We start from the raw sequence: 18,146 nt of genomic DNA, 5'->3' as shown, positions 1-18,146 counted from the left end.
TAGAATTTGTGTAAAACACATCTAAGCTTAAAATCTAAGCAATTATCGACAGGACGTGGGTGCGGCATGACAGTGGAATCGCTGCTGCGAACGATGCGCGAAACGGGCAGTCTCACCCAGGTGCTCATGGCGTCCGAACGGCTCTCCGACGCGGCGCGAGACGAGCCGACGTCCGTCGATGCCCTGACCGCGGCGATCGAGGGCGAAGATCAGGCCGTCGCAATCGCGGCATTGCACGCCGTCGCGCACATCGAGCACGACGAGCCCGACCCCCACGGAGCTGCCGGTGCGGCCGACACGGTACTGGCAGAAGCACTGCGCGATCCTCGAGCGTTCCTGCGCGCGCACGCAGCCTGGGGCGCCGCGCGGCGGCGCCCGCACCTCCCCTCCATCGCCCCGCTCGTCGCCCTGCTGACTGCGGGAGGTCTGGACGGCATGCTCGCTCAACGAGCGCTGGAGGCCTGGCGCATCGACGCGAGCGACGTCATCGTCGACCATCTGACCGTCGCACTCCAGACGCGATCGGACGCACCCGTGCGGCGCCGGTTGACGGAAACCCTCGGGCTCATGAGCGGCCCGGGCGCGATCGCAGCACTCGAGAGCATCGCACTCGATACCGACGAGGCCGACGCAGTGCGCGAAGCCGCACGAGACGCGCTTGACGACGCCCGACGAGGCGACGCCGCTCCTCGCGCAACCACACCCGTGGACCCGGGCGCAGACGAAGCGCTGACCGTCGCCCAGCTCTTCCTCGGCGCCGACATCGACTCCGGCCTGCGCACCGTGGGGAGCGGCAACAACGGGGGCATCGCCACACTCCTGGTCCGGCTCGGCGATGCGCTCCTGGCCGGCAGCGATGCGGGTGCAGAAGCGCACTCCGAGAGCCCCGCCATCGGCCGTGTACTCACGATCTCCCGAGGCGGTGACGCGACGGCCGACGGCGACGCGAAGGCGGCCCCGGACGGTCACGCCTACTCGCAGATCGGGCTCCCCGTCGCCGTCACGCGCGCCGAAGACGCTTGGTCGAACTACATCGCCGCGCGACGCGGCATCGCCCGGGCACTGGCCGCGCACGGCACCGTCCACGCGATCCACCTGCGCATGGCCGACGTGGGAACGCTCGCGGCATGGGATGTCGCTCGTGCAGCCGGGATACCGGTGATCTTCACCGCTGCGCCCGACCCTCACGCGCTCATCGAATCATTGGAGCTCGCAGGCACCCTCACACGCGAGAACTTCGGAGATCACGACGCGCGGGATCGCTACTGGTTCCGAGCCCAACTCGTCCGAGAGCTCGCGGAAGCCGCCGCGCACACCGTGCTCATGCCGCGCGAGCACCTGCAGGCCGACCTGCAGCGTCTCGTCGGAATCGACATCGACGACCCCGCACAGTACACGCCCGTCGCCGAGGGGATCGACGTGTCCGTCATCGACGCCGCCGTTGCCGAGGCCCGCGAGGCCGCGGCGGGTGCGCCTGCCGGCACCGCACTGCGGGAGCTCACCGGCCTGCTCGAGGAGCTTCCGCCGCACCGCCGCGGCCTCCCACTCCTCATCAGTGTGGGGCGCCTGCACCGCGTCAAGGGCATGTCGACGATCGTCGACGCCTGGGCCGACCCCGCACTGCAGGAGCGTTGCAACCTGCTGATCGTGGGAGGCAACCTCGCGCGTCCATCAGCCGACGAAGCCGACCAGCTCGCGCTGATCGACACCGTGGTGGACCCGCAGGCGCGCGCAGCGCGCGGCCTGCTCATCGTAGGGCACCGCCCGAATCAGGTCGCCGCCCAGTGGATCGCCGCCGCCCGCTTCGGCATTCCGGGACTCGCCGCGCCGCACGGCGTGTACGTCTGCGGCAGCATGAAGGAGGAATTCGGTCTGGCGATCCTCGAGGCCATGGCCGCAGGGCTCTTCGTCATCGCCCCGCGCCGCGGCGGCCCGGCGACGTACATCGAGCCGAGACGCACCGGGATCCTCGTTGACACGACGGACGCCGGGTGCCTGCGAGCCGCGATCGTGGAGGGACTCGGCCTGGCTGCGGAGCGCCCCGACGATCGCGCCGCCGCATCGCGCACGCTCGTATCCGACCGATTCTCCATTCACACGATGGCCCGCACGCTCGCGGGCATCTACGCAACAGCTCATCGACGTCGCACTGCTGCTGGGCTCCCCAGAGACTTGGAAACGAACGCATGACCCTCCTCATCATCAGTCCCGACTACGCATCGCACCTGTACCCCCTGGCAGCCATCGGCCAGGCCTGGCGGGATCACGGGCACCGCGTCGTCGTCGCCACAGGCCCGGCGACGGCGCCCATCGTGCGGTCATTCGACTACGAGCACGTGCCGCTGAGTCTCGGCAAGGGATCCAACCCCGGAACGATTCGCGCCGAGCAGCAGCCGAAAGGTGAGGACGACGTGCTGCGCGGCTTCTTCGATGCGACCCGCGCCGGGATGATCGAGACGCTCGCCTTCCAGGCGCGTGCGCGGCTGCACGACCTCATGTGGCAGCCCGTCCAAACCGCGCGCCGTGTGCTCGACATCGTCGCGGAGGTGCAGCCCGACGAGATCGTGGTGGATCACCTCGCATTCAGCGCGCGACTCGCCCTGCGATCGGCCGGCATCGACTCCATCGACATGGTGCTGGGGCACCCGACGGCGCTGCCGCTGCCCGCGTTTGGTGAGCTCTACGGATACCCGTCGGCGTGGCCTCGGGCGTTCTCGCCGAGCGCGCACGAACTCGATGCGCTTCGCGAACTCTGCTCCCGTGTCAGCGCGTCGTTCACCGCTGAGTGGAACCACGCGCTCGCGGAATTGGATCCTGCACTGCCCCCCTCGCACGAGGCGTTCGCCGAGCACGGCGACTTCTTGGTCTTCAACTATCCGGCAGAGCTCGTGCCCGAGGAGCGCCGCGAGATACTGCCGCCGCACACCTTCATCGGCTCGTCACTGCGACCAGAAGAGCCCGACGCCGCAGTGCAGCGTTGGCTCGATGCGAGCGCCGAGCCCTTCGTGTACGTGAGCTTCGGCAGCTTCCTGTCGGTGCGGAGCGACGTCCTGCGGAAGATCGTCGAAGCGCTGCGCCTGCTCGGCGTGCGGGCGGCGATCGCCCACGGCTCGTCGGATGTCGACTCACTCGGGGAGCTGCCCGCCGACTGGCTCGTGCAGGAGTTCCTGCCGCAGGTGACGCTGCTCGAACGCGCGGCAGGCGCGGTGTCGCACGGCGGCAACAACAGCGTGACCGAGGCCCTCTCGTTCGGCACTCCGCTCGTGGTGCTCCCCTTCTCCACCGACCAGTTCGCCGGCGCCGAAGCGCTCGAGCGGGCCGGGCTCGCCGAGGTGCTCGCACCGAACGAGGCGACCGTGCCCGAGCTGCAAGATACGATCGCGTCGATGCTCACGCGGCGTCCGCCGCGTCGCACGCTCCCCGAGGCGCTTGCCGATAGCCGCCGCAGCGCCGAGGCGGCGTACGGCGCGCGCCAGGTGGTGCGCGCCTAGCGACGTCGTGGCGCCCAGCGACCGTTCAGCCCAGGAGATAGATCCAGACATTCTCCGCGCCCTGCTCCACTGGCTCGACGGCGCGAACAGCAAGAGCTGACGGTGAGGAGGTGACGGTCAGGCGCTGACCGTCAGGAGTACCCGCTGCCAACCGCTCGACCCGTCGGGGGCAATCGGCGTGCGCTCCTCGATCTGGGTCTCGCCGTTCTTGTTGATGGCCCGCACCTCGACGTAATGGGTTCCGGCGGTGGCCTCCCACGGCATCATCCACTGCACCCACGTGTCGGAGTTGATGGGATTCGAGAGGGTGGCGGACTGCCAGTCGCCGTCGTCGATTCGCACCTCGACGCGATCGATGCCGACGGTCTGGGCCCACGCGACGCCCGCAACGGCGACTGTGCCCGCCACGACCGGCTTACCGGTACGAGGCGTGTCGATGCGCGAGGCGAACTTGATGGGCGCTTGCGCGGCGTATCCGCGAGGTGTCCAGTACGCCTCGTCGGCGTCGAACGTCGTGACTTTCAGCTCGGTGACCCACTTGGTCGCCGAGACGTAGCCGTACAGGCCGGGCACGACCATGCGCACGGGGAAGCCGTGCTCAAGGGGCAGGGGCTCGCCGTTCATGGCGACAGCGAAGATCGCGTCGAGCCCGTCGTCGGTGAGCGATTCGAGCGGGGTGGATGCCGTGTAGCCGTCGACGCTGCGCGAGAGCACCATGTCGGCTCCTGCTTGAGGCCCGGCCATCTTCAGGATGTCGCGGATGGGGACGCCCTGCCAGATCGCGTTGCCGACGAGCCCGCCGCCGACCTCGTTCGAGACGCACGTAAGCGTGACCGAATACTCGTCGAGCCCCATGCCGACGAGGTCGTCGAAACTCAGCTCCACCCGCTCGCGGACCATCCCGTCGATCACGAGCCGCCATGTGGTGGGATCGACCGCGGGCACCGTCAAAGCCGTGTCGACGCGGTAGAAGTCGGCGTTGGGGGTGATGAGCGGTGACAGACCATCAACCTCGAACTCGGCACCTTGAGGGATCGTGACGGTCGTCCGCGGCTCAGGCAGCCGCAACTCGCGGCGGGCGGCGTCAATGGAGGCGCTCGTGGCGTTGAGCATGCGAGCCCCGATCCCGACAGCCACGGCCGACAGGCCCACAGCGCCAGTGACGATCAAAAACGACCGGCGGCCGACCTCGCGTGCTGCGGGTGTCTCGGCGTCAGGCGGCCCGGTCCGAGCCGCGGAACCCGCGACAACGTCACCCGACCACACGCGCAGCCGGGTAATGAGCAGGATGAGCACGGCGCAGCCGACTAGGGTTCCCAGGACCGGCGGGGCGGCGGCGAGCACCGATGCACCGGAACGGGTGACGGTCGCGGCAGTCGAGAGCGCTCCGGCGATGACGATAACGACGAGCCCGAACGGGCGCGCGAAGAACTGCAGGATGCCGCCGATCGCGGCGGCGACGGCGACCGCCAGGCCGAGACTGCAGAGCAGAACGACCTTGTCGGCTTCGCCGAAGGTCGCGATTGCGAACTCTTTGATGGGTTGCGGCACGATGTCGATCACGAACGACCCGACCGCGAGGATCGGGCTGCTCTCAGGGGCGACGAGCAGAGTGACGAGTTCGGCGACGGCGAGGAACGCCGCAGCGCTCACAATGCCGGCGAGCGCGCTCCAAAGGGCCCAGACCCCGCGGCGGTTCTTCGACTTGGTCGTTGGTGCCGTCGATTTCGCCATCATCGTCGCCTCTCGATCGGCAGATCATTTTTGCCCTGCACAGTGTGTTCGTCGCCGAGCACGCAACGGATGGAATTTCCGCCGCGCACGTTATTCCAAGAACGCACCGACCAGGCGAGAGGGGACGCTGCGCGGTGCACCCTCGCCGTGACGGCACGTTCTCAGCGTCGGATGTCGCTCGGACTCCAGAGGCTGCTCACGAGTCGATACCCGCGCGCACCCAACGACGTCGACCATCTGACGCCCTCTTCGTGAGCATCCCGGACCACTTTTTCGTCGCCTTGGACGCCGCCATCGCGGAGTAGTCCCTGAAGCGAGAATCCTCCCGACCGGAACTCGGTCGGGAGGATTCACTGGTGGCGGAGGGTAGGGGATTTGAACCCCTGACTGGGGGTTACCCAGTGCTTGTTTTCAAGACAAGTTCCTTCGGCCGCTCGGACAACCCTCCGCGAACGAGCTTAGCAAACGGGGCGCGGCCAGAATGACGGCGAAGCGCGCCGCGAGCTATCGGATCACGGGGAAGCGATCGCGCAGCGCGGCGAGCAGACCGACCTCGTCGATCGTGCCGGTGACGCGACTGGCGACTGCCCGCACATCGTCGACGGCCTGGCCCATGGCGACCGCGTCACCGCGCTTCGCAGCCCACTGCAGCATCTCGATGTCGTTGCGCCCGTCACCCGCCGCGAAGACGCGCGATCCGTCGATCCCCAGGTGCGAGGCGACGACCTCGAGCGCGCTCGCCTTGGTGACCCCGTGGGGGGCGATGTCGAGCCACGACGTGCTGCCGACCGCGTACGACACGTGCGTCAGCCCGAGCGTGTTCACCACGTCGAGGAACTCCTCGAGCCGATGGTCGGGCGAGACGACGACGACGCGCGACGCCTGCACGCCGAGCAGCTGCTCGAACGGCACCCGCCGCTGCCGCGACGGCAGCGTGCCCGTGGGGATGTCGTCGGTGTACAGGAATCCGCCGTCTGCGAGTTCCACCGCGAAACGCGCCGTCACGAGCTGCGTGCGGATCTTCCGCAGGGCATCGCTCGGGTCGAAGGCTTCGACGAACTCGCGTCGGTACGCCCGGTGGGCGAGCGGGTCGCGACGCAGCGTCACCGCGCCGTTCGCCGAGACCACCCACTCGGGGCGGATCCCGAGCCGCTCGACGATGGGCAGCGTCGCGTCGACCGAGCGCCCGGTCGCGATGACGACCTCATGCCCCATCTCATGGAGGGCGAGGATCGCGTCGGCCAGGTCGGGGTCGATGTGGCCGCCGGCGGAATCGTCCCCAGCGCCCGCGCCGAACCCGTGGTTGAGCACGGTCCCGTCGATGTCGAGCGCGATGAGGTGCCGTTCATCGGCGGAGATGCGAGGCGCGGCACTCATCGGCTCACACCCCCGCGATCGGTGTGAGCACGTCGAGTCCGCCGAGGTACGGGCGGAGCGCCTCCGGCACGATGACGCTGCCGTCGGCCTGCTGGTGCGTTTCGAGGATCGCGACGATCCATCGCGTGGTGGCGAGCGTACCGTTCAGCGTCGCCACCGCAGCGGTCTTGCCGCTTTCCGTGCGGTAGCGGGTCGACAGCCGGCGCGACTGGTACGTGGTGCAGTTGCTCGTCGAGGTGAGCTCCCGGTACGCGTCTTGCGTCGGCACCCATGCCTCGATGTCGAACTTGCGCGCAGCGCTCGAGCCCAGATCACCTGCGGCGACGTCGATCACGCGGTAGTGCAGGCCGAGCGCCTGGAGGATCTCCTCCTGCCAGCCCACGAGCCGATCATGCTCAGCTTCCGCCTCTGCGGGGTCGGCGTAGACGAACATCTCCAGCTTGTTGAACTGGTGCACGCGCAGGATCCCGCGCGTATCCTTGCCGTGCGAACCGGCCTCGCTGCGGTAGCACGTCGACCACCCGGCGTACCGGATCGGGCCGGCAGAGACGTCGATGATCTCGTCGGAGTGGTAGCCGGCCAGTGCGACCTCGCTCGTGCCGGTGAGGTACAGATCCTGCGCGGGAAGGTGGTACACCTCGTCCGCGTGCTCCCCCAGGAATCCGGTGCCCTGCATGATCTCGGGCTTGACCAGCGTCGGGGTGATGAGCGGCGTGAATCCGTGCTGCAGGGCGCGATCGAGGGCCATGTTCATGAGCGCCAGTTCGAGCCGTGCGCCGACGCCGCGCAAGAAGTAGAAGCGCGCGCCCGACACCTTGGCGCCGCGCTCCATGTCGATCGCCCCGAGCATCTCGCCCAGTTCGAGGTGGTCGCGCGGTGCGAAGTCGAAGGTCGGCTGCTCGCCCACCTCGCGCAGCGTGACGAAGTTCTCCTCGCCGCCCGCCGGCACGCCGTCGATGACCAGGTTCTCGATGCGCAGCGAGATCGCATCGAATTCGGCTTCCGCCGCCTTCGCGCGGGCGTCGGCCGCCTTGACCGAAGCGGCGAGCTGCTGGGCCTGCTGAATCAGTGCCGGCTTCTCGTCTTTGGAGGCCGCCTTCACGCTCTTGCCGAACTCGTTCTGCTCGGCGCGCAGCGTCTCGAACTCTCCGAGCGCGGCTCGGCGAGTCGCGTCGGCGGCGAGCGCCTCATCTACCACCGCCTCGTCGTTTCCTCGAGCGCGCTGCGAGCGCTTCACGGCTTCGGGATCGTTGCGGAGGAGGACTGGATCGATCACGCGCTCCAGCTTACCCGCGCCCAGCATCAGAACTGCTGCCCGCCGTTACGCTGGACGCATGCCAGATACCCGCTCGCACCACATTCCGTGGGCGGCGGTCGTGTATCAGCCGTTCAAGACCGACCTCTCGGCACTGCGAGCGGCCGTCGCGCAGCAGGAGCAGGCCTCCGGGTGGGGTGCAGCCCGGTGGTACGAGACCAGCGCGGAGGATGCGGGCGTCTCGGCGGCTCGCCGCGCGGTCGACGACGGCGCGAATGTCGTGCTCGCGAGCGGCGGCGACGGAACGATTCGGGCAGTGGCCGAAGCGCTCAGGGGCAGCGGGGTTCCGGTCGCCGTCGTCCCGCAGGGCACGGGCAACCTGCTCGCGAGGAATCTCGGCGCCCCGCTGAATCGCCTCGACGATGTCGTGCGTGCCGCGTTCACCGGGCGCAACCGACCGATCGACCTCGGCATCGTGCGCATCGTGCGAGAGGACGAGTCGGAGAGCGAGCACGTCTTCCTCGTGCTCGCCGGGATGGGCCTCGACGCGCGCGCCATCTCGGCGACCAAGTCAACCTTGAAGAAGCGGCTCGGGTGGCTGGCCTACGTCGACGCCGGCGTGCGTACCATGATCTCCGACCGACCGCTGCAGATCCACTACTCCATCGACCGTTCGCCGGTGCGGCCGTTGTCGGTCTACACGGTGATGATCGGCAACTGCGGGTTGATGCCGGGAGGCGTGCTGCTGATCCCCGACGCCCAGCTCGACGACGGCAAGCTCGACGTCGTCGCCCTCCACCCGCTCGGCGCGTTCTCGTGGCTGCGCATCTGGCGCAAGATCGGATGGGAGAACGGGGTGCTGCGCCGCTCGCGCACGGGGCGGAAGATCATCGATCTCGTGCGCGACACGCGGAGCGTCTCGTACTTGCGCGCCGAACGCTATGCGCTCGCGGTGGCGAAGCCGGAGCCCGTGCAGCTCGACGGCGACGATTTCGGGTTCGCGCTCACCGTGAGCGGCGAGGTGGACCCGGGATCGCTCATCGTGCGCGTGCTGCCCGAGTGGCAGGCGCGCGCGTAGGCGTCACGCCTCGCCGTCGCGCGTGCCCTCGATCACGCCGCGCAGCCAATCCCGCGCATCCCGGAACGTGTCGTCGTCGTGCAGGTCGCGGATGGTCGCCGCTACCCGGTCGGCGCGCGGGTACGAACCCAAGAACGAGACCTTCGGGCTGAAGCGCTTCACGCCGAGCAGCGCGTCGGCGACGCGCTCATCCTTGACGTGCCCTTCAGCGTCGATCACGAAGCGGTACCGGCCCATGCGATCCCCGATCGGACGCGATGCGAGCAGCGTGAGGTTCACGCCGCGCGCTGCGAACTGCTCGAGCAGATCGAGCAGAGCGCCCGGCCGATCCTCCGGCAGTTCCACCATGAGCGACGTCTTGTCGGCTCCGGTGGGCTCCCCCACCGGCACGCTGCGGCTCACGAGCACGAAGCGCGTCACCGCGTCGGGGTTCTCGGCGATGCCCTCCGCGAGCACCTCGACGTCGTAGTGCGCCTCGATGCCGGGCGGCGCGATCGCGGCGTCGACGCCCTTCGTCGGGTCGAAGAGGTCGGCGGCGGCCTGCACGTTCGACGTCGCCACCAGGTGGCGATGCGTGGGCGCCGCTCCGTCGAGCCATGCGCGGCACTGCCCGTACGCGACCGGGTGCCCGGCGACGACGCTGACATCGGAGAGCGCGGTTCCCGGCCTCGCCACGAGCACGAAGCGCACCGGCACGAGGTATTCGCCGATGATGCGGAGGCCGGGGATCGTGGCGAGCGCATCCTGCGCGACGGTGACTCCGCCGTCGATCGAGTTCTCGATGGCGATCATCGCCGCGTCGCTGGCGCCCGTGACGACATCGTTCAGCGCCTCGCCGAGGTTGTCGACCGGGTTCCAGACCTGCCCCTCGGCCTCCGGCACCTGCCGCAGCGCCGCCTCGGTGAACGTTCCAGCCGGCCCCAGGTAGGAGTACCGGCGGGGGGCTGCTGAGGCGTGCGACATGCCTCTTAGCGTACCGGCGTCAGTCGGAGAGCACGCGCCTGACCAGCGCCTGCGCGGCTGCCTGCACCTCCGCGAGATGCTCGGCGCCGCGGAAGGACTCCGCGTAGATCTTCATGACGTCCTCGGTGCCGGAGGGTCGGGCGGCGAACCACGCGTGCTCCGTCTGCACTGTGAGCCCCCCGATCGGCGCACCGTTGCCGGGAGCCTCGGTGAGGATCGCCGTGATGCGATCCCCCGCGAGCTCGGTGTCGGTGACGTCGTCGGGCGATAGCGCACCGAGCCGGGCCTTCTGCTCGGGAGTCGCCGCCGCGTCGACGCGCGCGTATGCCGGTTCGCCGAACTGCGCAGTGAGTTCTCGGTAGCGCTCTGACGGGGACTGCCCCGTGACCGCCTGGATCTCGGCGGCGAGCAGTGCGAGCAGGATGCCGTCTTTGTCGGTGCTCCACGCGCTGCCGTCGAAGCAGAGGAATGAGGCGCCAGCACTCTCCTCGCCGCCGAAGACGACGCTCCCGTCGGCGAGCCCCGGCACGAACCATTTGAAGCCGACCGGAACCTCGAGCAGGTCGCGGCCCTGGGCGGCGACGACGCGATCGATGATGCCGGAGGAGACCAGCGTCTTGCCGATGCCCGCCTCGGCAGACCAGCCGGGGCGGTGCCCGAGCAGGTAGTCGATGGCGACGGCGAGGTAGTGGTTGGGGTTCATCAAGCCGTCGCTCGTGACGATGCCGTGACGGTCGGCATCCGCATCGTTGCCCGCGATGATGGCGAACGGGCCGCGGTGCTCGTCGACCGTCGACATGACGTGGGCCGACGACGGATCCATGCGGATCTTGCCGTCCCAGTCGAGATGCATGAAGCCCCACTGCGGGTCGACGCCCGGGCCGAGCACGGTGAGCTCGATGCCGAGTCGATCGCGGATCGCCGCCCAGTAGGCCACGCTCGCCCCGCCCAGCGGGTGCACGGCGAGCGGCACCTTCGCGGCGCGGATCGCGTCGAGGTCGATCGCCTCGCCGAGGGTGTCGACGTAGGCGTTCACGAAGTCGTACCGCTCGACGGCGGCGACCGCTCCCGCGTCCGCGCGCGCGATGTCGGCGCCGGCCTCGAGCAACTCGTTCGCCCGAGCTGCGATCCAACCGGTCGCGTCGCTGTCCGCCGGGCCGCCGTGGGGCGGGTTGTATTTGAACCCGCCGTCGCTCGGCGGGTTGTGGCTGGGGGTGACCACGATGCCGTCGGCTCGGCCGGCGTCATCGGCGTCGCGACCGCGGTTGTGGCGCAGGATCGCATGGCTCAGCGCTGGTGTCGGCACGAAGGCCGCGTCGCCGTCGCCCGCGGCGGCGATCACGCGCACGCCGGCCGCGAGCAGCACCTCGATGGCGGTGCGCTGGGCGGGCGCCGAGAGCGCGTGGGTGTCTGCGCCGATGAACAGCGGGCCGTCGATGCCCTGCGCGGCTCGGTACTCCGCGATCGCCGCGCTGATCGCAGCGATGTGCGCCTCGTTGAAGGAGGCGGCGAGCGCCGAGCCGCGGTGACCGGACGTGCCGAACACGACGCGCTGCGCCGGGTTCGCGGGATCAGGGACGATCTCCGTGTACGCCGCGAGCAGCGCGTCGACGTCGATCAGGTCTTCGGGGCGGGCGGGCGTGCCGGCTCGTTCGTGCATGCTTCCAGTGTGCCAGGCGCCCGGCTGGCGCGGGGCGGGCTTGACGCGCGCCCGCCCCGCAGTATCAGACCCGCGGCACTGCAGCGACGGCGGTGAGCTCGACCAGCATGGTCGGCCTGGCGAGCTCCGCCACGCCCACGGCGCAGCGCACCGGCACTCGGGAGCCGAACCGCCGGGCGTACACGTCGTTGAACGCCGCCCGGTTCTCGGCCAGATCGCGCAGGTAGATGGTCAGGTGCGCGATGTCGGCCAGCCCGACTCCGACTTCGCCGAGGTCGGCCTCGAGCGCGTCGATCACGGCCTCCGACTGAGCGGTGATCCCCTCGACGAGCTCCCCCGACGCGTCGAGAGGGATGACGGTCGTGTACGCCGTATCCCCGATCACGGTGACGCTCGACGAGAGCGCACCGTTCGACTCTGCCGGGACGCGCCGCACGCCCGCGCTCACGCGAGTGCTCCGGCCGCCGGCGCGAATCCGTCGTCGTAGAGCCGCTTCCAGTTGCCGAAGAACACCTGCCCGGCTTCTTCAGCGGTGAGCAGGCCGCGCTCGACGAGGCGATCGCGCACCTCCCCGAACTTGTGGAAATCGAAGTTGTCGATCCACGCCGCCGGCGGTGGGGCGATGTCGGGCCGGGATGCGCCGTGCTGCACCTTGCGACTCCAACGCCCGTTGCGCATCCAGGCCAGGTTGTTCTCGGGGGCGTTCGGATCGAGGTCGGACCCGTAGGCGACGTGATCGACGCCGAGCAGCTCGACGTGCTTCGCGATCAGCTCCGCCGAACCGTCGAGCGTCGCCGCGTACTCCCCCGCGATGTTGTTGTACGTGCACACGCCCAGGACGCCGCCACGGGCGACCAGCGCCCGCAGCACGTCGTCCCCCTTGTTGCGCGCGTGATCGTAGATCGAGCGCGCGTTCGCGTGGTTGATCGCGACCGGCCGCTCCGATGCCTCGATCGCCTCGAGCGAGGTGCGCTCGCCGACGTGCGACAGGTCGACGATCATGCCGACCCGGTTCATCTCACCCACGACCTCGTGCCCGAAGCGCGAGAGCCCGGTATCCACCGGTTCGTAGCACGACGATCCGATCGCGTTCTGGATGTTGTACGTCAGCTGCACGACGCGCACGCCGAGGTTCCAGAAGTGCTCGATGAAGCCGATGCGCTCGTTGAAGAGCGATGCGTTCTGCGTGCCGAGCACGATCGCGACCCGATCCGACGCGACCGCCTCATCGATATCGGCGCCGCTCCGAGCGATGAGCGCGACGTCGCCGTGCTCGCGCACGACGTCGTTCCACCCGGTGAGCGCATCCATCGTCTCGAGCGCGTCCTCCCAGAACGAGGCGGTGATCGTCACCGCCCGCACCCCGCCGTCCCGCAGTTGTTCGAGCACCTCTCGGTCGTAGCGGCCGCACTGCAACCCGTCGATTACCGGAGCGCCGCTCATGCGAGCACCGCCCGCTCCGCATCGTCCTCGCCGCGGCGCAGGTGCAGGTACGTCTCCTCGCTGACCTCGCCGAGGAGGTTGCCGTCCTCGTCGTACAGCTGCGATCCCGCATGGCGTCGAGACACCTCGGAGTCCGGAGTGAGGGCCTCGTTGGACTCGTGGAAGAGCCGCCAGAACTGATCGGCGTCCATGACGTAGCCCTCGAGCAGAATTCGGCGCATCGCGGGCCCTGCTGCAGATTCGGCCGGTCGCACCGGAGTCCGCGAGGTCCGCGTCGGGGTGAGGATCGCGCGGTCCGTGCCGGCGCCCTCGCCGCCCGCCTCGGGCTCGATGCCGAATGCCACACCGCGCACAGCGGCGTACTCGCCGAGAGCTGCGGCGATCCCGACGCCAGGGGTGTTGACGACCTCGACGCGCGCCGCGCCGTCGACGACCGCGAGGGACAGCTCGTCGACGAGCGCCGGAGCGAGCAGGATCGCGGGCGTGCCGTGCCCGTCGAGCACGACGGTGTCGCCGTCGCGGCTGACGTCGAAGCTCGTGCGCGCGCCGTCGTACTGGTCGCGCACCCGCTCCATCTCGGAGACCGCGTCGACCCCTTCGGCTTGAGCGGCCATGATGGCATCGCGGATGGCGTTGACCGCGTACCCTGGGCAGGATCGGGCGTGCAGGTAGCGCCCCACCATGTGGCGCATCTCTCGGGCGGAGGCCAGCATCTCGGTGGTCATCGTGCAGCTCCGATCGTGGTCACGGGCATCTGGGGGTAGCGGGTCTCGAGTTCGAGCCCCTCGTTCAGGTCGGCCGCAGTGGGGGCGCCGAGATAGATGAGACCGAGCACGTTGCGGTCATCGCCCTCGTCGACGGTGCGCAGCAGGCCGTGCACCGCAGAATTCATGAAGCGCACGATCGAGACCGGCACGAAGTCGTCGCCCAGCATGTTCATGTGCGGCGAGTGATAGCGGAAATCTCGCAGCGACTGGATGCGCTCCACGGTGGCGCGCAGCTCAGGGTGCTCGCGCAGCAGCTCGCCGACCTTCTCGCCGCTGGATGCCCGCAGTGCGGCATCGAGCGCCTGCACGTCGCCCGGCAGATCCAGAGCCCAGTTGCGGCCTCCATCGACCTCAGCGGCCGGCCCCCGCCGCGGCTCCTCCGCGTCAGCCGACTTGTACCAAACGAACTGCCGCGCGCCTGGAGCCTGCATGTCGACTTCCAATGCCCAGGAGTAATCCCGGTCGATGATCGCGCGCAGCTCGATCAGGGGCATATCCGCCTCAGCGACGAACTGCTCGGAGCGGATCCCGCCCTCGATCGCTTCCACGATGCGCTCGTACGGGAGCAGTTCGAGGAGGTTCGCAGCGACCAGCTCCCACGCTTCGTCCCGGATCACGCCGTCGAGACGGGTGAGCAGCTCGGCGCCGGTCGTCGCGCCTCGCGCGAGGAGCTCGTCGAGCACTTCGATCGCCTGCTCCAGCTGCTCCGAGACTCGGTGCGGGTCATCGAAGCGCGCGTAGACGTAGGGATCGACCCGGGTGAACTCCGCCGCTCGCTGCAGCAGCTCCCGGTACTGCTCGGTCGCGTCGGCGCCCCGCGGCAGCGGCAGCTGCGTGGCCTCGGCGAGGAGCGTCTGCCGCTGCTCCAGCCACGTGCCGACGAGCATGGGGTGCGTGTTCACGAAGAACAGCAGCCCGAGCGCCGATCCGTTGCCGATGCCGATCATGCGACGCACCTCGCGGTCGAGCACGACCGCCTGCGCGTTGCGGTGCTTCGCCATCGTCTCGACGAGATCGGAGGCGAACTCGCGCATGATGAACGCGGAGAGCAGCTGCGCGTGCAGCGGCAATCGCAGGGGATGGTCGTGTTCGAGTGTGAGGAACGACCGCGTGAGGAAGGTGCCGTTGCCGTCCAGGCCGGTGTTCCGCATCAGGTACCCGACCTCCCAGAGCGCCCGGGTGTCGGGCTGCCGCCCCTCTGACAGCGCCTGGACCGCGTGATCGAAGGCGCGGAAGCTCCGGTTCGATCGCGCCCAGGTCAGCGTGCCGGGCACGGCCCGTCCCGCGTAGAGCTTCGGCAGTTCGGCGCGGGTGTGCGCGCGGTCTGCAGGAGTGGTCGGCCCCTCGATGAGCGCGCCCATCATGTCCCAGTTCTGACCGGTGATGCGACCGGTGCGGCCGTCGAGCGTCGGCTCGAAGCTGAAGATCACGAAGTCGAAGATCTTCCCGCCGCCGGCGTGCACGCGGTAGAGCGCCTCGCCGTCTGCGCGCTCGTCGATGTCGAGGTGCACGAGTTCGAAGGTCCACGATTCGCGCTGCATCTTCTCCAGCAGACTACGCCCCGCCGAGATTCGACTCGCGGGCAGCGACTGCAGCCGGGATGGCTGCAGCAGCAGATCGGGATCGAGAATCCGGCGAGGGACCTCGACGATCGGGGGCGTAGTGGACATCGGCACTCCTTCGTGATGTGGGTGAGTCAGGTGAGCAGGATTCCCGCGCTCTGCACGGTCAGGTCTTCGATCGCTCGCGCCCCCGCTTCGAGGGTGGATATCACGTGATCGGGTTTGGTACGGCCGTGCGGCCAGTGCGCCGAGAGCGCGAATCGCACGCGTCCTGAGGTGCGACCGACCGGAACGGCGACGATCTCGATCGGATCGAATTCGTCGTCGACGAGCATGGCGTATCCGGCGCCGCGCACTTTGGCGCACTCGGCAGGGGTGGGCAGCTCGACCTTCGCCCGGCGCAGACGATCCAGATCGTCGTCCGGCAGGTAGCTGGCGAGCACGGATCCGAGCGCGCTGCCCGCGATGCCGAAGCGCTGACCGTGCTCCAGCGACACGTGCACGTTGCGCGGGGGCAGGCCGCGGCCGACGATGGTGACCGAGTCGCCGTCGAGCGTGCCGAGCGACGTACCCTCGCCGAGTTCGCTCGCGAGTCGGGTGAGCTCCTCTGCGATGCGCTGGTCGACGCTGGCGTGCCGCAGTGCGGCCTGGGCGACGCGCACCGGTGCGAATGTCAGCGAATACGCGCCCTGGGAGTCGGTCTGCAGCCACCCTGCCGCCACCAGGGTCACCAGTTGGCGGTGCACCATCGATCGCGACCCGCCGACGCGCCGCGCGATCTCGGAGACGCCGAACGGCGCACTCGTCTTCGCGATCTCCTCGAGCAGGCGCAGCATCTTGAGATTCGAGGTGAGCGGCGCGGTGCCGCTCGTCCCCGGAACGATCTCAGACATGTTTTCTCCATTCGTCCGTCATTACATAGTTGACAGAGCCGCGCATTGAATGACACGAAACTAGCCAGACATCGTCGGTTCGTCAACCCAAATATTTTGCCGACGTGAACGTGCCCATTTCGCATGAGACGAGCGACTCCGAGGAAAATCGCCTCTTGACGGCGCGGTCACGACCGGTAATATCGCTCTCACTGCTTCGTAAAATGGAAGCAGCTGTCACGATATAGTTGACACTAGTTTGGACGACGAGGTCTGACAAGCCCTCCCGACGAATCGGTGCAGCTCGAGGCAACCCCGACACCGAAAGGAATCGCGTCATGGCATCGAAGCCAATGCGAAAAGCAGTGGGGGCATGCGCCCTCCTGCTGACCGGAGCGCTCGCCGTCACCGGCTGCTCGAGCAGCGCGCAAGACAGCGGAGGCGCTTCGACGGAGAAGTCCGGAACGCTCGTGATCGACCAGGCGTTCACCGCCCAATCGATCGATCCGGCCACCATCTTCCAGGTCACCGACGCGATCACGGGAAGCGGCATCTACCAGACGCTCTTCACCTACATCGACAACGTCGCAGAACCTGAGCCGCTGCTCGCCGAGTCCATCACGGGCAACGACGCGGCAACCGAGTTCACCGTCACCCTGCGCGAGGACGCGACCTTCGCGAACGGCAACCCGGTGACCGCAGCCGACGTCGTCTTCTCGCTGAACCGCCTCAAGCACCTCGCAGCCAGCCCGGCCTACCGGATGGAGGGCATCACGGTCACCGAGGTCGACGAGCGGACCGTGCAGATCACCACGGAGAATCCGGCTCCCTACATCGAGCACACCCTCACCGCCCCGCCCCTCGCCATCGTGGACGACGAAGCAGTGCGCGCCGCGGGCGGCACCGATGCGGAAGACGCGGCGGACACGGATACAGCAGGGCAGTTCTTCACGCAGCCCGGCAACGGCGCCGGAAGCGGGCCCTATGCGCTCGAGAGCTACGACACGAATGCGCAGATCGTACTCGTGAAGAACGAGGACTACTGGGGCGAAGCGCCGGCCTACGACCGCATCGTGATCCGGAACGTCAACAACGCCCAGCAGCAGAAGGCGAACCTCGAAGGCGGAGACAGCCAGATCGCCCTCGACATCCCCGGGCGCATCGCCGAGGGCATGGAATCGGACGCACTGCAGGTGCAGTCGTCGTCTTCGCCGGAGGTGCTCTACCTCGCCCTCTCGCAGAAGGAGGGCGCGGCCACCGCGGATCCCGACGTCGTCGAAGCCATCAAGACCGGCATCGACTACGAAGCACTCCGCACACTCGTGGGGGCCGGCGCGAAAGAGGCGACGGGCATCATCCCATCCATGATGATCGGAGCCCTGCCCGAGGGTGAAGGGCCGAAGTCCGATCCCGATGCCGCGAAGAAGCTCCTCGCCGATGCAGGCAAGACCGGCACCGAGATCTCGCTCGACTACGCGAACGACTACACGCGTCTCGCGGGAATCGACTACAACATCCTCGCCCAGGGCCTGCAGACGCAGCTCGAGGCCATCGGCCTCAAGGTGACGCTGAACCCGACGCCGACCTCCACCTCGCTGCAGCGATACGTCGACGGGGAGACGGAGATGGCGCTGTGGTCATGGCCGCCGGACACCGCCGACGCCTCCGACGAGCTCGTCTTCGCTCCGGGCGGCCTCATCGGAGAGCGCGTGCACTGGCCGGCGGACGCCGCCCCTGAAACAGCCGAGCTCGCCGAGGCGGCGCGCGTCGCCACGGGCGATGACCGGGAGGCCGCCTTCACCGAGTGGAACGCCTCGATGAACGAGGAGGCGCCCTTCGCCTTCCTGCTCGAACCGTCCTTCTTCCTCGTCGCCTCGAACAGCGTCGAGCACGTGAGCCACGACCCGCTCGCGGCGATCAACCTGTCGCAGATCGACTAGGCGC

14 protein-coding genes and 1 tRNA gene are annotated in these 18,146 nt (G+C 68.8%); 4 read left to right on the top strand and 11 right to left on the bottom strand.

Translation table 11 applies throughout. The annotated features are described in order from the left end of the window. The first annotated feature begins 66 nt into the window (after positions 1–66). Complete coding sequence (locus tag JE033_RS12950) at positions 67–2,190, top strand: glycosyltransferase (protein WP_200332161.1); 2,124 nt, start codon at positions 67–69, stop codon at positions 2,188–2,190. Beyond that, positions 2,187–3,491, top strand: a complete 1,305-nt coding sequence (locus JE033_RS12945) for a glycosyltransferase (protein WP_200332159.1) — start codon at positions 2,187–2,189, stop codon at positions 3,489–3,491. Before JE033_RS12950 ends, JE033_RS12945 begins: the two co-directional genes overlap by 4 nt. Before the next feature lie 117 nt (positions 3,492–3,608). On the opposite strand, the gene JE033_RS12940 is transcribed toward JE033_RS12945, so the two are convergent. The 4 genes from JE033_RS12940 to serS form a co-directional block, all read right to left on the bottom strand. Further along, the gene (locus JE033_RS12940) at positions 3,609–5,225 is read right to left on the bottom strand and encodes a molybdopterin-dependent oxidoreductase (protein ID WP_200332157.1); all 1,617 of its coding nucleotides are present in this window, start codon (positions 5,223–5,225) and stop codon (positions 3,609–3,611) included. Between the two features lie 357 nt (positions 5,226–5,582). Continuing rightward, positions 5,583–5,673 (bottom strand) — tRNA-Ser (locus JE033_RS12935). Positions 5,674–5,729: 56 nt separating this feature from the next. Next, on the bottom strand, positions 5,730–6,602 hold the full coding sequence (locus tag JE033_RS12930) for an HAD family hydrolase (RefSeq protein WP_090152417.1): 873 nt from the start codon (positions 6,600–6,602) through the stop codon (positions 5,730–5,732). A gap of 4 nt (positions 6,603–6,606) precedes the next feature. Continuing rightward, the gene (gene serS, locus JE033_RS12925; protein ID WP_200332155.1) at positions 6,607–7,878 is read right to left on the bottom strand and encodes a serine--tRNA ligase; all 1,272 of its coding nucleotides are present in this window, start codon (positions 7,876–7,878) and stop codon (positions 6,607–6,609) included. A gap of 58 nt (positions 7,879–7,936) precedes the next feature. On the opposite strand from serS, the gene JE033_RS12920 reads away from it, so the two are divergent. Continuing rightward, positions 7,937–8,935 (top strand): diacylglycerol kinase family protein, encoded by a 999-nt coding sequence (locus JE033_RS12920; RefSeq protein ID WP_200332153.1) that lies wholly within the window; start codon positions 7,937–7,939, stop codon positions 8,933–8,935. Between the two features lie 3 nt (positions 8,936–8,938). On the opposite strand, the gene pheA is transcribed toward JE033_RS12920, so the two are convergent. The 7 genes from pheA to JE033_RS12885 all read right to left on the bottom strand — a co-directional run bounded on the left by pheA (position 8,939) and on the right by JE033_RS12885 (position 16,223). Beyond that, the gene (pheA, locus tag JE033_RS12915) at positions 8,939–9,898 is read right to left on the bottom strand and encodes a prephenate dehydratase (RefSeq protein WP_090152428.1); all 960 of its coding nucleotides are present in this window, start codon (positions 9,896–9,898) and stop codon (positions 8,939–8,941) included. Between the two features lie 19 nt (positions 9,899–9,917). Then, positions 9,918–11,558, bottom strand: coding sequence for a phosphoglucomutase (alpha-D-glucose-1,6-bisphosphate-dependent) (pgm, locus tag JE033_RS12910; protein WP_200332150.1), 1,641 nt, complete (start codon positions 11,556–11,558; stop codon positions 9,918–9,920). A 64-nt stretch (positions 11,559–11,622) separates the two neighbouring features. Further along, entirely contained in the window at positions 11,623–12,006 is a 384-nt protein-coding gene (locus tag JE033_RS12905; RefSeq protein ID WP_200332148.1) for a RidA family protein, read from the bottom strand. After that, the gene (locus JE033_RS12900) at positions 12,003–13,001 is read right to left on the bottom strand and encodes a dipeptidase (RefSeq protein WP_090152439.1); all 999 of its coding nucleotides are present in this window, start codon (positions 12,999–13,001) and stop codon (positions 12,003–12,005) included. The genes JE033_RS12905 and JE033_RS12900 overlap by 4 nt, the downstream gene beginning before the upstream one ends. Next, on the bottom strand, positions 12,998–13,726 hold the full coding sequence (locus JE033_RS12895; RefSeq protein WP_200332146.1) for a hypothetical protein: 729 nt from the start codon (positions 13,724–13,726) through the stop codon (positions 12,998–13,000). The genes JE033_RS12900 and JE033_RS12895 overlap by 4 nt, the downstream gene beginning before the upstream one ends. Next, a complete protein-coding gene (locus JE033_RS12890; RefSeq protein ID WP_200332144.1) occupies positions 13,723–15,438 on the bottom strand; it encodes a hypothetical protein in 1,716 nt (571 codons plus the stop codon). The genes JE033_RS12895 and JE033_RS12890 overlap by 4 nt, the downstream gene beginning before the upstream one ends. Positions 15,439–15,464: 26 nt before the next feature. Then, entirely contained in the window at positions 15,465–16,223 is a 759-nt protein-coding gene (locus tag JE033_RS12885; protein ID WP_090152449.1) for an IclR family transcriptional regulator, read from the bottom strand. A gap of 317 nt (positions 16,224–16,540) precedes the next feature. Between JE033_RS12885 and JE033_RS12880 the strand changes: the two genes are divergently transcribed. After that, entirely contained in the window at positions 16,541–18,142 is a 1,602-nt protein-coding gene (locus tag JE033_RS12880; RefSeq protein WP_090152454.1) for an ABC transporter substrate-binding protein, read from the top strand. Positions 18,143–18,146 lie beyond the last annotated feature (4 nt).

Source organism: Leucobacter sp. L43 (genome assembly GCF_016597785.1).
Lineage (GTDB): Bacteria > Actinomycetota > Actinomycetes > Actinomycetales > Microbacteriaceae > Leucobacter > Leucobacter alluvii.
This window is presented reverse-complemented; position numbering and strand designations above follow the sequence as displayed.

What these genes read in the sequence shown, in the direction of transcription:
- JE033_RS12880 (WP_090152454.1), top strand. Translation starts at nt 16,541, where the DNA reads ATGGCATCGAAGCCAATGCGAAAAGCAGTGGGGGCATGCGCCCTCCTG.
- JE033_RS12920 (WP_200332153.1), top strand. Translation starts at nt 7,937, where the DNA reads ATGCCAGATACCCGCTCGCACCACATTCCGTGGGCGGCGGTCGTGTAT.
- JE033_RS12895 (WP_200332146.1), bottom strand. Translation starts at nt 13,726, where the DNA reads ATGACCACCGAGATGCTGGCCTCCGCCCGAGAGATGCGCCACATGGTG.
- JE033_RS12885 (WP_090152449.1), bottom strand. Translation starts at nt 16,223, where the DNA reads ATGTCTGAGATCGTTCCGGGGACGAGCGGCACCGCGCCGCTCACCTCG.
- JE033_RS12950 (WP_200332161.1), top strand. Translation starts at nt 67, where the DNA reads ATGACAGTGGAATCGCTGCTGCGAACGATGCGCGAAACGGGCAGTCTC.
- JE033_RS12945 (WP_200332159.1), top strand. Translation starts at nt 2,187, where the DNA reads ATGACCCTCCTCATCATCAGTCCCGACTACGCATCGCACCTGTACCCC.
- JE033_RS12890 (WP_200332144.1), bottom strand. Translation starts at nt 15,438, where the DNA reads ATGTCCACTACGCCCCCGATCGTCGAGGTCCCTCGCCGGATTCTCGAT.
- JE033_RS12930 (WP_090152417.1), bottom strand. Translation starts at nt 6,602, where the DNA reads ATGAGTGCCGCGCCTCGCATCTCCGCCGATGAACGGCACCTCATCGCG.
- JE033_RS12900 (WP_090152439.1), bottom strand. Translation starts at nt 13,001, where the DNA reads ATGAGCGGCGCTCCGGTAATCGACGGGTTGCAGTGCGGCCGCTACGAC.
- pgm (WP_200332150.1), bottom strand. Translation starts at nt 11,558, where the DNA reads ATGCACGAACGAGCCGGCACGCCCGCCCGCCCCGAAGACCTGATCGAC.
- JE033_RS12940 (WP_200332157.1), bottom strand. Translation starts at nt 5,225, where the DNA reads ATGGCGAAATCGACGGCACCAACGACCAAGTCGAAGAACCGCCGCGGG.
- pheA (WP_090152428.1), bottom strand. Translation starts at nt 9,898, where the DNA reads ATGTCGCACGCCTCAGCAGCCCCCCGCCGGTACTCCTACCTGGGGCCG.